11 protein-coding genes are annotated in these 15119 nt (G+C 39.4%); 5 read left to right on the top strand and 6 right to left on the bottom strand.

Annotated features, from left to right (window positions below):
• Positions 1 to 91 precede the first annotated feature (91 nt).
• The 3 genes from BLS33_RS08825 to BLS33_RS08815 form a co-directional block, all read right to left on the bottom strand.
• Positions 92 to 526, bottom strand: a complete 435-nt coding sequence (locus BLS33_RS08825) for a hypothetical protein (protein ID WP_089887577.1) — start codon at positions 524 to 526, stop codon at positions 92 to 94.
• 163 nt (positions 527 to 689) lie between these two features.
• Complete coding sequence (locus tag BLS33_RS08820) at positions 690 to 2351, bottom strand: DUF8189 domain-containing protein (RefSeq protein ID WP_089888161.1); 1662 nt, start codon at positions 2349 to 2351, stop codon at positions 690 to 692.
• 27 nt (positions 2352 to 2378) lie between these two features.
• A complete protein-coding gene (locus tag BLS33_RS08815; RefSeq protein WP_089887574.1) occupies positions 2379 to 2804 on the bottom strand; it encodes a hypothetical protein in 426 nt (141 codons plus the stop codon).
• An 811-nt stretch (positions 2805 to 3615) separates the two neighbouring features.
• Between BLS33_RS08815 and BLS33_RS08810 the strand changes: the two genes are divergently transcribed.
• Complete coding sequence (locus BLS33_RS08810; protein ID WP_089887571.1) at positions 3616 to 4413, top strand: transthyretin-like family protein; 798 nt, start codon at positions 3616 to 3618, stop codon at positions 4411 to 4413.
• 66 nt (positions 4414 to 4479) lie between these two features.
• Positions 4480 to 4959, top strand: coding sequence for a GAF domain-containing protein (locus BLS33_RS08805; RefSeq protein ID WP_089887569.1), 480 nt, complete (start codon positions 4480 to 4482; stop codon positions 4957 to 4959).
• Positions 4960 to 5024: 65 nt separating this feature from the next.
• Here the strand turns inward: BLS33_RS08805 and BLS33_RS08800 are convergent, their stop codons facing one another.
• Positions 5025 to 6797, bottom strand: a complete 1773-nt coding sequence (locus BLS33_RS08800) for an alkaline phosphatase (RefSeq protein ID WP_089887566.1) — start codon at positions 6795 to 6797, stop codon at positions 5025 to 5027.
• 401 nt (positions 6798 to 7198) lie between these two features.
• Here BLS33_RS08800 and BLS33_RS08795 point away from each other — a divergent pair, with 401 nt between their 5' ends.
• Genes BLS33_RS08795 through BLS33_RS08785 form a run of 3 tightly spaced genes read left to right on the top strand, consistent with a single transcriptional unit; the run spans position 7199 to position 11851 of the window.
• Positions 7199 to 8005, top strand: a complete 807-nt coding sequence (locus BLS33_RS08795) for a carboxypeptidase-like regulatory domain-containing protein (RefSeq protein ID WP_089887564.1) — start codon at positions 7199 to 7201, stop codon at positions 8003 to 8005.
• A gap of 27 nt (positions 8006 to 8032) precedes the next feature.
• Positions 8033 to 10147: a SusC/RagA family TonB-linked outer membrane protein gene (locus BLS33_RS08790; protein WP_176801361.1), complete on the top strand. Its 2115-nt coding sequence runs from the start codon at positions 8033 to 8035 to the stop codon at positions 10145 to 10147.
• An 18-nt stretch (positions 10148 to 10165) separates the two neighbouring features.
• Positions 10166 to 11851, top strand: coding sequence for a RagB/SusD family nutrient uptake outer membrane protein (locus tag BLS33_RS08785; protein WP_089887559.1), 1686 nt, complete (start codon positions 10166 to 10168; stop codon positions 11849 to 11851).
• 219 nt (positions 11852 to 12070) lie between these two features.
• Here the strand turns inward: BLS33_RS08785 and BLS33_RS08780 are convergent, their stop codons facing one another.
• Positions 12071 to 13411 carry a hypothetical protein gene (locus BLS33_RS08780; protein ID WP_089887557.1) on the bottom strand — a complete coding sequence of 447 codons (1341 nt, stop codon included), beginning with the start codon at positions 13409 to 13411 and terminating at the stop codon, positions 12071 to 12073.
• Between the two features lie 317 nt (positions 13412 to 13728).
• The gene (locus tag BLS33_RS08775; RefSeq protein ID WP_089887555.1) at positions 13729 to 15012 is read right to left on the bottom strand and encodes a hypothetical protein; all 1284 of its coding nucleotides are present in this window, start codon (positions 15010 to 15012) and stop codon (positions 13729 to 13731) included.
• Positions 15013 to 15119 lie beyond the last annotated feature (107 nt).

Genomic DNA, 15119 nt, shown 5'->3' with positions numbered 1-15119 from the left:
TTAATTATTGAATATTATATGCTAGAAGGTCTTAAGCGAATTGCCTTATGTCTTACTACCAAATTAAGATTTTTAACGTGTAGACAGGGGTTTAAGCCGATAGTGATGTTGGTGACTCCATGATAGTCCAATCATTTCTTTCTTTTTTGAATTTTATTTTTAAGCTGCTTAAGTTTATAGTTCGGTTTTCAGGGGAAGAAAAGATATTTGCATTCAGGGTGAGTAAAAGAATATTTCTATCCTGTTCTTCAGACTGAAATTCTAAATAAATAGTTTTTCCACTTTTTTCTTTAATAAAATTTTTGGAAACTATTTGAACAGGCCTATTTAATCTTTCTATTTGAATGCTACTCTTTAGCTTTTTATCTACCAAATAAATATCGGGTTGGGTCAATACAAAAGGTAAATCGGCGAATCGTAATGTAAAATTGCTTCCCGGAAACACAAGGTCATTTAGAACAGAATTGAGCACATTTACTTTTAATTCCGATAGTTCTGCAGTACTCAGGGGTGAATGGGTCGCCATGGCTTTCTTTTATAATGTAATATATGGTAATTTATATTTTAAAATCAAAAGTCAACCCTTACAGGGGTAGATTTGTATGCTTTCTTTGAAAATTGAAAACTAAGTGGAGCTATCTGCACTTAGTTTTCAATTTCAGATAAGAATTAGCTGATAAATAGCTGTTTTATGAGGTGGGATACCATTTATGCCATAGTGCATTGTCGGTGCCTTTTGCAAAAACATCTATTCTTCCATTGCCCCAAGAAACGGCCTCGGGGTCTGAAGATAATGTGCCGCCCAATCGTTCCCAACCGGACCATCCGCCATCATACCATTTATGCCATAAAGCCATGTCATTACCTCTGACAAAAACATCTAATCTGCCTGCGGACCATGAACAAACTGCGGGCCCGGAAGAAAGACCGCCGCCTAACCTTTCCCAGCCAGACCATCCACTGCTATACCATTTATGCCATAGAGCGTTATCGCTGCCCCTGACAAAAACATCTATTCTTCCATTGCTCCATGATACGGCCGCAGGATCGGAAGTCAGAACACCACCTAATCTTTCCCAACCAGACCATCCACCACTATACCATTTATGCCATAGTGCCATATCATTGCCTCTAACAAAAACGTCTAATCTGCCTGTAGACCATGAACAAACTGCGGGCCCGGAAGAAAGACCGCCGCCTAGCCTCTCCCAGCCAGACCATCCACCGCTATACCATTTATGCCATAAGGCCATATCTGTACCACGCACAAAAGTATCTATTCTTCCATTACTCCACGATACGGCAGCTGGGTCTGCGGTAATCACCCCGCCCAATCTTTCCCAGCCAGACCATCCACCGCTATACCACTTGTGCCATAATGCGCTATCTGTTCCTCGGACAAAAGTATCCAATCTGCCTGGGGCCCAAGAACAGGCAGCGGCGCCTGAAGTCAATACCCCGCCCAATTTTTCCCAGCCAGACCATCGGGTAGCCGCTCCATAAATTGATTGTATTCCGGCAACATCATCGGCTTCAAGATTTCTGTGGGGTCCGCCGTAATACGGATACATCAAGGCTCCTGAAATTGTTGAATGGGCCAACCCTAGGGAGTGCCCGAATTCGTGGGCGGCCACCGTCACCAAATCGATGCCCGACGCTGGTAAGTTAACCGACCACGTTTCTGCTTCATCAAAATGTGCATCACCTGCAATATCACCTCCATTTGGTGGTGGATAATAGGCATGTGCCAAAACACCACCCGGACCATCAAAAGTACTTCCATCTCCATGGGATCCGCTAACAAAGCGAATCTTTATATGAGGGTTGCTCGAGAAAGGAATTTCCGTGAAGGTTAGGGGAGTTACGGCACTCCACAAGCCCAAGGCTTCAGCAATTGCCGTTCTCACTTGACCTTGTGTCAAATCCGAAGAAAAGTTTTGAAAACCATAGGTGAGCGCGTTAGTAGGCCATTTATTCCCTTGAGCTACAAATTCCGCCGTGTCGGTAAACCCACAACGCGGTTTCTTCATGAGTTCTAAGGTGGGTTTATCTAATTCTCCGGTAACATCCAATCCGTTCAATTCTTGAAACTTCTGAAGCGCGCGCTCTGTGTTTTGATCAAACTGTTCTTTGTTTTTTGGAGAAGATGGCAAATCTGTTTTCAAGTTCACCCCTGAAAACTCTGCATTGATTTTATCTTCAAAGTAGCCAAACTTTGCAAGATATTGGTGTAAGCGTTCAACATTTACACCTTTAGACCCTTTTTTTAAATTACCTGTTTGAGGTACATATGACTTCGTTGCGGTTTCTAACACCGCTTGCTGAACCGAAATATTTTCCTGTTTTTTCATTTTTTTATGTTTATGATTTCTCATTTTTTAAGATGAATGTGTCAACTGAAGCTTCCACGAACCTGGAATATCAATAGTCTTTAAGTTACTTTGTTCAGTTGTGACGGCAGCCGATTCATCGTTCATGCTACCGATAGGCATTTCGTCATGAGTATCGAGGTTTTGAGATGCAAAAAGGGCTGGTTTGATACCATTCTCCATGTTTCCTAGGGGCATTTCACTATTGGTAGAAGACATCTGTCCGCTAGAATTATCTTGCATGTCATTCATATTACCCGAGGGCATATCGGTGACTGACGCCGTCATCTCTCCGCTAAAATTTTGAGGATTGTCATCCATACTACCTGTGGGCATTTCTCCCTCTGCTGATGGCATTTGACTATCATTCATGCTTCCCGATGGCATTTCGAATCCAGGCATTTCGTTTTCTGAATTAATCATATTATTGTTCATTCTTTTTGATTTTTAATTAATGGGATTAAGAAGTACAGATATTGTTTTACCTACCGAGCTAATGCTTTATGCCGATAGTAATTCATTCCATCTCAATAGTGACATCTAGAGTAGCGGCTTTCAGAGTTTTTATAGAAGGAAATTATGGATATGGAAGTTCTCTGACACAAGTTCCTGCTAAAATCAAATAACTATTTTAGTTAGACCGGTAGCTGCAACTATGCTAATTTTGTAATATTAAGAAGTTGTTAGGAAATCGGGGGCTTACCTATTTCTAAGTTTTTTTGTCTCCTCATACGCACGATGTTTTTAGGTTAAACAATAGTTTACATCGAAATTTATGAGTGCCATTTGAATTCATCTTTTTCAAGACTTTCAATAAGGGAATGTATGCGCATATAGGCACTTACATATTCACATACGCTTTATTTAGGGAACTTTTGGGGCTTCTACGATAGCATTACATCGACCTTTAGGGAGAAGTGTCGACCATAAAGTTATTGCGCGCGTAATTTAGTCTTATTCTTGATTTTTTGACAGAAAAAATGTGTGAATTGTAGGTAATTATGTATAAATGGTAGAGTTTTGAATAAATTTTCCTTAAGCACTGTGCTCGACTTTTCTGATTAATCCATATGCTTTTATGAATTGTTTTTCTTATTATTCATATCTAACCAAGAAAAAAATTGCGTGAATTTTTGTAATGAAGCTTTTGAATTCAGTGCCCTTAGTGCTGTATAATTGGTTCTTGATTTGATTTTTTTCTTTATCCATAATATTTTATGTTAACTTTATCAGCATATTATAATGTATGGGTTTTTATATTAAAGGCAATTTTTGTGGTTCCCTCTGTCGTAATTTTCATGAGCCTTTGAGTAATGTTGTTGTTAAAGTCTATCTTCCTGAAGAACCAACTACCGAAAACAGCAGAACAAAATATACTTTCGGAATATTGAAAGAGGAGACAGTTCTAAAAAAAATCAAGTTCCTTATAGGTATTGGGAAAACGGATGCTTTAGGAAATTACGAAATAAAACTGTCAGATCAGTATAACGGAGGTCCCGTAGCATTTGACATTGAAGTAACCGAGGTGCCACGCCAGAAAGCTAAAATATCCAAGAAAATTCAGTTTACACTTACTACTTTACAACCCGTTTGGAAAGAGGGCGGCGGTGAATCATATTACAATTGGCATTATTGTTTGCCCTTTAAGTTTTGGGCTAGCATACGTACAGCGTTCGACGCATGGATGATTTGTGGTTACGTAAAATCGGCTTCAGATCATAGAATACCCATTGCTGGAGCAAAAGTTTCTGCTTATGATTCCGATTGGATAAAAGATGATTTTTTAGGGACTGTTTCTACCGATAGCTCAGGATATTTTCGAATTGATTATAGCAGTGTCGATTTTAAAAAAACATTCTTATCACCTTTGGTTAATGTGGAGACCCCTTTTTCTCCAATTCCTGGCCCCGGGGTTTATTTCAAAGTGGCATCTAATGAGGGTGTAATGTTATTTGAAGAAAATAAAGCAGATGGTGAAAAAATGCCGAGACGAAACATTCCTAATTGTTTCGATATTGAGCTTTATGTTGATTGTAATGAATGAAATTTTATTTAGGACATTCGAAAAGTAAATGTTGATAAATTTGATAAAGATTTAAAAGGAGTATTTATGAATAGAACAGCGAAATCAAATCAAGACGCTATTTTTTCCCTATTGGAAGAGAAACCAGTGAACTGGCAGTCAGTTCTGGCGGAAGTTATTGCTAGTTTTGATTGTACTACGGGTACAATTCATTTTCTTGAGGGTGGCACACAACTTTTAAAATTACAGGCACATCAAGGTATTCCCGAATTCTTACTTCCCAAATTAGCTATAATTCCAATTGGAAAGGGAATGGCTGGTATCGCTGCCGAACGTCGCGAACCAGTCGAAATGTGTAATCTACAAACCGATAGTTCAGGGGTCGCAAGACCAGCTGCCAAAGAAACCAAGGTAGAAGGTTCGATTGCCGTTCCGATGCTGCTTGATGATACCTTATTTGGTGTTTTGGGTATAGCAAAGCCGGTTCCTTATGATTTCACCGATGAAGAAAGCACTGACCTCTTGTCCATTGGTGCTGCGATTAGCAGAGTCATTAAAAAGGGTTAGAAACGGACAAAAGGTATTCCAGTTTTTTGCCTAAATATTCTCCCAATACCTATAAAAGTAAAACACTATTCATCTAGGCTTACCTTCAATACCTTTATTATCTTTTGGAAAATCATATGGTTGTCATAAACTCCTGTGAATTCATTTGATTGAGGCCCGTAAGCAAAAAGTGGTACCATAACGGCTGAATGGTCTGTCGAAGCGAAGTCACCTTCTATAGAATTATCGCTAATTGAACCATGTGGCAAGCTAAAACCTGAAGTTTCGTGATCCGCGGTTATTATGACAAGTGTATTTTGGTTTTCATCAGCAAATTTCAGTGCTTCACTGATGGCCTTATCGAAAGAAATACCCTCAGTAACGATGCCCTCTACCGAATTTTTATGACCGTAAGAGTCAATGTTAGCGCCTTCGACCATCAAGAAAAATGGCTTCTTTTCTTGATTTAGATGGGTAAGACCTTCCTCGGTCAACGATGCAAGAAAATCTATTGATTCTGTTTCGTCGGCATAGAAAAAAGCGGTACGATTGATTGGCATATTGCCTATTTGAGAAGGAGCTGCCGCAATTTTAAAAAAGCCGTTATTCTCTTCCTTATAATCACCTTTGCCCATAACTAAATTTAGGGAGCTCTTAAAAAGGTCTTTTAAGATGTCTTCAGACTGTGACCGATCGATTTGATGCGCATAGAAAGAACTAGGGGTGGCTCCTGTCACATTATCGGTGGTTATGATTCCCGTTGAAAAACCTTTTTTAGAAAGTATCTCGGTAAGGTTGGCTATTTTTTTTCCTTTTTTATCAGTGCCTATTGCCCTGTTGTTGGTTTTTTGTCCGGTTGACATGGCCGTCGCACCTGCAGCCGAATCCGTCGTGAAATCATCAGCCGATTGGGTTTTTATAAGACCTATACTTTTTAGTTGGGTCACTGATAAGGAGCCTTTGTTTGCCTGTTGGGTAGCTGTTATTTGGGAAAGTCCGTTACCATCTCCAATCAAAAGGATTACGTTCTCAACCGGTTTTTGCTTTCCATCAGACACAAAAGTTGGCGTATACACCGTTGAATAGTCTTTGCTGATGCTGAAAGTTCGATCAGCCAGGGTTTTTAGATAATTGTAACATTCAAAAGGTTTATCGGTATTGATAAAATCGATACCCATACTTGCGAATGCCTGCCACGCCGTTTTGGTATCTGGCGTTCCCCAAAAGCGAAAAGGTTTTTTTAAGGCATGACCTTTTTTGATTGTGTTAACTACTAAAGTGCTGTCGTTCTTGGTCAATCGCCCGAGTCCGTTCCATTTTGAGAATTTTCCGAAACTTAAACTTACTAGGGCAATTTTGTTAGTTATTCGTTCATCATTGATGGGGTCTAAACTTTGGTAATCGAATGAGATAAACGCTGGATAGTTCATATATTCTTCAGGGGTAGGGCGATTTCCAGAGATGACAAAAGAGATATTATTCTGTTGTGTGAGCAGCGGGTATTTTTTTAAAAGGTTGGTTATGGCATCTAAAGTGGAATAAGCTTCCGATTTTATATCGATAAGCAATTGCAATTTAACGTCAGCCATAGAGCCCAACGAAATACTTTGCTGTAGCGGTTTGATATAAAGCGATTCAAGGCTTCGATCTTTCTGAATTTCATCTGCCGAGTGTGCTACGAAAAGTCCCCCGTCTTTTAAAAAGACATCCGCTTCAATTGATGTTGCACCTGATGCTAAAGCATTCCAAAACGGAATGTTGCGATAATAATCATTATGTGAGTGAACTCGATATTGGGTTAAGTCTTGGGCTGCGATTGTTTGGCCCAATACGAGAAATAGGATAAAAATGTGCTTCATTGTGGAAAAATTAAAATTGTAAACTTAATTGAACAGTTATGGTTTCCAGTTATTTATAGGCATCGTAATTTGTCAATGAGCAAATATAAGACATCAAAATAACCGATTTAATTAATCTGATTCTGGCTTTAGGAATAGGATGTGATAAACCATTCTGACTTCCATACCAGTAAAAGGGGGTCTTGCGCTGTGCAAGATTTTATTTTTAAGTGTGATTTAAATTACTAAATTGTAAAAAAAATATAATTATTGTAAATAATTCGTAAAGATATCATAATTATATTGCTGAAAACATAGCAATTCGTTTACACAGATTTAAGTTTTATTTACACTAGTACTACGTTCTTTGAACTTTTTTATTAATTAACTCAAACATTTTTTTATTAACTAACTCCAACACTATGAAAAAACTGAAATTTTTGATGTGTGCCTTCATGATCGGTTTCGCTACCGTTTCATGGGCACAAACTGCGGTGACCGGAACGATTTCCGACGTACAGAACGTTCCTTTGCCCGGGGCAACAGTTCTTGAGAAAGGTACATTGAATGGCACAACCACAGATTTTGATGGTAATTTTACCTTGGAAGTCTCGGATGGGGAAGCCGTTTTAGTAGTTTCCTATTTGGGCTACGCGACGCTTGAAGTGCCTACCAATAACCAAAACACTATTAACGTTCAGCTTCAAGATGACGCTTCACAATTAGATGAGGTTGTCGTTGTGGGGTATGGAACGCAAAAGATCAAAGATGTAACCGGTGCGGTTAAGCGCGTTACCAGTGAAGACTTTAACAAGGGGGTCGTGAATAATGCGGGCCAGCTTATTCAAGGAAAGGCTGCAGGGGTAAATGTCACCTCATCAAGCGGTGAACCTGGTAGCGGTCAGCGTATTGTGATACGTGGACAAGGGACTATCCGTCAAGGTTCTGGACCCCTGTTTGTTTTGGACGGATTTCCACTTGGATTGGCGGGGACTGGATCTGGTGGAAGTCCTTTGAATTTTATCAATTCAGATGACATTGAATCTATCGATGTTCTAAAAGATGCTTCTGCAACGGCTATCTATGGTTCAAGAGGGGCCAACGGTGTGATTATTATTACCACTAAAAAAGGAAAGGCCGGTGTTTCAAGAGTATCGCTGTCTTCTAGTTTAGGGGTCTCTACCCTGACACGTAAATTAGATGTGTTCAATGCCGATGAATTCCGTTGAGAAGTAGCCGCTATTCCTGATAGTGAATTGATAGATGGAGGTGGCAGTACAGACTGGCAAGAAGAATTGACTAGGGCCGCGATTACACAAAACTATAACCTTGTTTTATCGGGCGGAACTGAAAAATTGAACTATTATGCTTCTTTAGGTTTACAAGATCAAGAAGGCATTGTATATAATTCCGATTTAAAAAGAACAAGTGCCAGAATCAATGTAACTCAAAAATTATTAGAAGATCGTTTAAGAATTGATTACAATTTAAATACCACGATCACGGAACAATCTAGAAACAATAATTTAGGGTATACTACAAACCCCACATTTGATGCATATACACCTGATGGAGAGATTAACAACCCATTGAATTGGAACAACCCTCTGTTAAGTAATAAATACAACGGCGATTTTTCAGAATCTCGAAGAATTTTGTTCAATGTATCGCCTTCTTTTGAAATTTTGGATGGGTTGGTTTACAAACTCAATTTTGGTTACGAGAATAACTCTTCCGATAGTGACCAACAAACAATTGCGAATACAGAACGCAATGATTTAGGTAGTTTGAGTCAAGGTTTTGGGAAATACAGAAATACCTTAATTGAAAACTACTTGACCTATACGTTCGATGTGGGCGAACACAATTTAAGTATTTTAGGAGGACACTCTTATCAAAAAACCTTTTCTCGAAGTAGCAATTGGTCTATAGATGAGTTTCCTGCCGATACCGACATCGAACCCCGTAATAACCCGGGCTTGGGTGGTGATCTTAATTTAACGGATAATCGCCCCACAGGAAGTACTTGGGAAAATGAATTGCAATCTTTCTTTGGCAGGGCGAATTGGAGCTTCAAAGACCGATACCTGTTTACCGCAACAGTAAGAGCAGATGGTTCCTCTAAATTTGGAGAGAACAATAAATATGGTGTTTTCTCATCTTTTGCGGGGTCTTGGAGAATTATAGAAGAAGACTTTATGGATGGGTCGATCTTTAGCGATCTAAAATTAAGAGCAGGTTGGGGCCAAACAGGAAATCAAGAAATTCCGAATAAAATTACAAAAGAATCTTTTTCAGTGAGTAACTCCAGTAGTGTCAGTTATCCGATTGATCAAAATGGAGCTTATCCTGTTGGATCGGAGTATACCCGTTTCGCGAATCCTGATATTCAATGGGAAGTTTCAACACAATCTAATGTCGGTCTTGATTTTGGACTCTTCGATGGTAGTCTGACGGGAACTGTTGATTATTTCAATAAAGTATCCGATAATATTTTATTGGAGGTTGTTCCGGTAGATCCTATTGTTCCTGCTCCGACATATTGGACCAATGTTCCTGACATGACCATTACCAACAAGGGATTTGAGATTGCCTTGGATTATGCCAAACGGAACTACGAAGGTTTTTCCTATGCAATTGGAGGAAACGCCACTTTTATTGATAATGTGGTAGAAGATTCTCCTTTTACAATCGTTACTACGGGATCTGCTTCTGGTCAAGGACTTACTGATGCGACCATTAACGGGTTTGTAAGCGGTGAGCCAATAGGCTCTTTTTATATGCAGACATTTACGGGAATCAATTCAGATGGCCGTTCTCAATTTGTCGATAGCGATGGTGACGGTGATATTACCGAAAATGATAGAACTGTCGTTGGAAGTGCCCTACCGGATATGACCTATAGTTTTTACACCAATTTTAGTTATAAGCGATTAGATTTAAATATCAATTTTAATGGGGTTAGCGGAAATGAGATTTATGATCATACGGCCATGGGTAGTTTTTACAAGACCCTTTTAAGTAAATCAAATAATACAACAGCTATAGCGATACAATATCCTGAAGAAAGTATTATAAATTCAGCGGCGGTTTCAACACGTTATTTAAAAGATGGTTCATACTTAAGGCTAAGTAACTTGACGTTAGGGTATTCGTTTGATACAAAAGCTATGGCGTGGGCTTCAAACTGGCTTCAAGAATTACGATTGAGTTTTACAGGTCAAAATCTATTTGTAATTACTGATTATGATGGATATGATCCTGAAGTAAATCAAGACAGTTCAACGAATGGAATTCAATCCTTCGGTATAGATAAATTCGCATATCCAAAAGCGAAAACATTTGTATTCGGTGTAAATGTTTCCTTTTAATAAAAAATAAAAATAAATATGAAAAGCAAGATAAAATTAGCATTGTTGTTCAGCGGCATGTTATTAAGTTGGAATTGTACAGATCTTGAAGAGAACGTTTTAGATGAATCTTTAAATCCCAGTACCGAAGGAATTGATGAGGCCGTGGCAGCTTTGGCTCCTGTTTATGCAAATGCAAATAACAATATATGGCGACATACCAAATACTTTGCCATGCAAGAGATTTCTACTGATGAAGCCATTCTGCCGTATAGAGGTGGTACGGATTGGGGAGATGGCGGGAAATTTTCAGATTTATACCTGCACGCCATGACGCCAGGTAATGCTATCATGAAAGATGTTTGGGAAGGAACCACAAAGCATATCGCAAGAGCGGTAAGTGCTATTAATGCGCTAACCCCATTGACCGAAACGAACCCTCAGGCCGTTGTTTATTTGGCGGAAGCACGAGCAATGAGAGCCCTTTATAACCATATCTTATTGGATGCCTTTGGGTTGGTGTTCGTTAAAGATAATATTGATGATCAATCGGTAATACTTAGGGGAAGCGAAGCGGTTGATTATTTGATCAGTGAGTTATTGGCCGTTGAACCCGATTTGTCCACTACGACCGCTGTGGGCCCGGGTAGAATGACAAAAACAGGTGTTTGGGCATTGTTGGCAAGGCTGCATCTAAATGCACCCGTTTATCGTGATCCTTACGGAACACCTGATTTCAGTAATGCAGATATGGATGCCGTTATACAATACACAAATCAAGTCATCAATTCAGGGGAACATGCCCTTTCTGCTGAATATTTTGAAATATTCGATGATGAAAACCATACCAACACTGAGTTGATATTTGCCATCGATCAGCGTGAAGATTTAGATGGTCATAACCGTATGGCTTATTTCTCAATGTCAGGAGACTTTTACCCGCTTCCTGAATTTCCTAGTGCCAATGGAACAGATGCCGCGGCAATTACATCTGATTTTTATCAAACATGGGTAGACGCCTATGGCGATGTAGATCCGGCAGATGCCGACCCTAGATTCCATAAAGACAATTTAATCAATGAGCCTGGATGTGTGAGTGCAGAGGATTTTGAAATTGACCGGGGTATTTATAGAGGATTTTTATATGGCCTGCAGCACGATCAAGGAGGAGATCCCTTTGAGCGCTGTGAGGGCGATAAGTATGTAGTGGACTTGGTAACAAACCGTAGATCTGAGGTAGGTGACCCGGTGTTTCACTCTTTGGAAGTCGATTTTACGGCCAATAGTTCGCACAGTAGCGGATATAGGGTTGAGAAATATGAATTCAGTAAAACATCCGATTCGGGAAGAAATAAAGGGCAGGCCGACTTGGTCGTGCTTCGTTTTGCCGACATGTACCTTATGCGTGCAGAAGCAATGCTTAGAAAAGGAGATGCCGGTGCTGCTCTCACCGATGTAAATTTCGTCAGAGCTTCAAGAACGGCAAGACATACTGCCCCCGCGCTTGATGCTATGGATCTTGATATATTATACCGCGAGCGTGGCTTTGAATTTTATTGGGAATTTCAAAGACGGACCGATATGATCCGATTTGGAAAGTTTGAGGATTCTTATACCGAAAAAACGAATTCCGATCCCCAGAAACGCGTTTTCCCAATTCCTCAAAGTGCGGTTGATGGCGCCTCGATTCTTGATGGTTACTTGGTTCAAAATCCGGGGTATTAATTAATAAATACTGGTTTTTGAGTTTGTTTGGATAACAAAGACTCCGACCTATTGGTCGGAGTCTTTTATTTTAAAGTTTCTTTAATGCGTTTAGGAAATTCAATTTAAACACGAGCTTATAAGACATTGTAAATAAAGAAAATAGTATTGTAAAAAAATAATGGGCCGCACATATCGTCCGACCCATTACCCCATAGCATGGAAAATTTAGGGATGTCTTTATTTATTGAAGGAAGGTAATTCAACCACATATGAATCTACTGATTTACCATCATCTGAACCGCTCCAGTCTGATCCAAAAAGTACTCTGGTCGCAGAGGGGCTAATTACTGCATGAGGCTCGCCCCAATAAGGGAATTCATTTTCGTCGGCCCTATGGTGACCGATTCTATAGACTTCGGTATTACCTTTTTCCACCCGGGCTAAAACCAGTTCTTGATCCAAAAGTTTATGTCCATCTTCTTCATAGCCTACCATTGAGGCAGCCACCCAACCGGGATTTTTATGCGACACCGCGGAAATGTGTGTCCCGGTTTTCGGGTAATCATAACCTTGGGCTTCGCTAATTATGGGAAAACATTCACCAGTAACTAAATCATGGGCAATGATATTTCCCAAGCAACCGCCCTGAGGTCCTTCGCCGAAGGCTACGGTAAAATGAGCATCTGTGCCGTCAACAAATTTACCCAAGCAAGAGTGTTCGGTTTTTTTCTCATTAAGATCAAGAACTTTCTTGCCATCGGTACTGTAAACACTTTGACTATGGTAAAAACGTTCGCCGCTAGGGGCAGGCATAGGGGCTGTGTAGTCAACCTCGGAAATATCGAATTCTGTAATTTCATTGGTTGAGATTCGATAATAATATACAGTGTCATTGTCGCAGCGAAGCCCAATTACATCTGAATCCCACGACATCATTTGTACATCATTTCCCGAGCCCAAATTTCCATTACATCCTGTCAATGCTTTAATGTTCGTGAGAATGTCTTTATTTTTAGTACTAACAGCATATTTGATTAGGTCTGCAGTAACTCTATCTAAATAAAAGAAAATGTCGGGATCATTAAAATCCCAGAAAATCTGTTCGATATCATCAGGAACCACATCTTCAAGATTGCGTATGAAGGTGTAATCCATCCCGTTCAATAGTTGGTGTACCCCGTTCGATTGATCATAAAGAATCATATAGCTTTCATCGGCATTCCAAGCTTGAATGGTACTGTACATGGGCTTTATGATATTACCATTGCCAGCATCAGAAATTCTTCTGATGACGGTGCCGAACGAAGGGTCGATGATGGTATCGAGGTAAGCTGGTTTTGCAACATCTTGCATAGGATGCGGAGCTAGATCATTAGCAACAAGTTCTTCAGAGATATCGACGGGTTCCGAAGTGTCTTCATCGTCTGGGTTTTCAGTTTCTGTACCATCATCATCATCATTGGAATTTTCTTCTATAACGGATTCTTCTTTCGGTTTTTCATTGACCAAATCATTCACACAGCCATTAAATGCGAATAGTGGCAATAGCAATGCCACCAGTAGTGTTGTTCTTTTCATTTTCTGTAAAAATTTAGGGTTTAGATAAGTACGCAAAACGTCGGCATGTACTCTATCTTGATATTCCTTATTAACAGAATATTCGCTGAAACGCCATTTTGGTTAACATTTTATTAAGAAAAATCGTTAATGTCAAAAGTTTTTAGGGGAATTGAAACATTTCATATGTGAAAGACGGACTAAGACCCGTGCTTTAATTATTAATACGTTGGGAGCAATGTGCACTTATGTTTAATACCTTTTACTACAAAAGTTAAAACCCCGCAGTAGACGAATCCACTACGGGGCTAAACAACTAACCAACCTAAAAACTATTTTTAATTTCTTCTAGAACTTCTAGCAACCGATGTGCTACTTGAACTTCTACTACTTCTTGCCGGGGCCTTGCTTACTGAATTCCTTGAAGTACTTCTTGTTGATATACTTTTACTTCTGCTAGGAGCCCGGCTTACTGAACTTTTTGCCGATGAACCTCTTGAAGACGAACTTTTTGTAAAAACGCTACGATTTTGTTTTGGCGTATTACTTACAAATCGTCTATCAGAACTTCTACTTGAAACAGCATTGCTTCTTGTTGTTCTTGAACTAGGGGTCTTCGAGACCGTTCGTGGCTTTCTTGATGCACTTCTTACCGAGTTATTATTTACAGGTCTTTTTATAGTAGTCGTACTTCTTGTTACCGTTCTTCCTTTAGGAGAAGAATTACTTACTTCTCTTTTTGTAATCGTTCTGCCCGAAGGGGTATTCGACTTTCGAATGGTACTGCTGCGTACTGTTCTTCCCGACTGGTTTGTACTCCTACTTGTTCTGCTTCTCAAATCAGAAGTTTTGGCATTGTTACGCACTACATTCCTATTTGAATTTTTTACAGTGCTTCGTTGAGTAACGGCTCTATTGCTGCGCACTCCATTGCTACGTGTCGTTACTCTTTTATCATTGCGATATATTGAGGTTCTTTCACGACGAGGACTATTGTATTTATGTATTTTACCTACTTTGGCGTAAGCCTTCCTATAATTATGCCTATAGGGCTGGTAATAGGTATATCTTACCGGGCTGTAATATCTTCTGTAAGGGCTGTTGAATACAAGTGAGAAACCTAAAGCCGGTCTTAAGAAAAACCTATGAAATGGTCTATAAACATAATGTCTATTATATACATTTATATATCCTGTATGGTGGTCATAAATGCCGTTATGATTATAAAAGACATGCATACCGCCCAATCGAAAGACTCTTCCATTTCGATATGATATTTGAACTTCACCGATTTGTGATACGCGTCCATAATAGTCATAATAAACCGGGATATTCTCTACCTGGATTACCGCGCCATAATCATCATATTGCGCATAAGGACTATAATCAAAACCTGAATTGAATGTAATTTTGTTGCGACGACCATTTATGTAGTTGTCGATATAGAAGTCAAACTCACCGTCAGGAAATACGGAAAATGTTACATCATTCTCAATAAAAATGAAAGCGTTGTTATTATATCTATAAGTATTGCGTTCCGCAGCCTTATCTTCAGTATTTACGGCCATGGTACTTGCGGTACCAAAAACTAGCGCTGTAAAGAGGAGTATTAAATTTCTCATGATATAAGGTTTTATGTTCCTGAATGCAACTATTTACATTCGTGAAGTATATACCAAACAGCGTGCCAAAAATATAAATAATATTATAATATACTGATATTCAATTA

The organism is Kriegella aquimaris (assembly GCF_900103215.1).
Classification (GTDB): Bacteria; Bacteroidota; Bacteroidia; order Flavobacteriales; family Flavobacteriaceae; genus Kriegella; species Kriegella aquimaris.
Note: the sequence above shows the minus strand (reverse complement) of the source record. Positions and strands in the feature narration are given on the sequence as shown.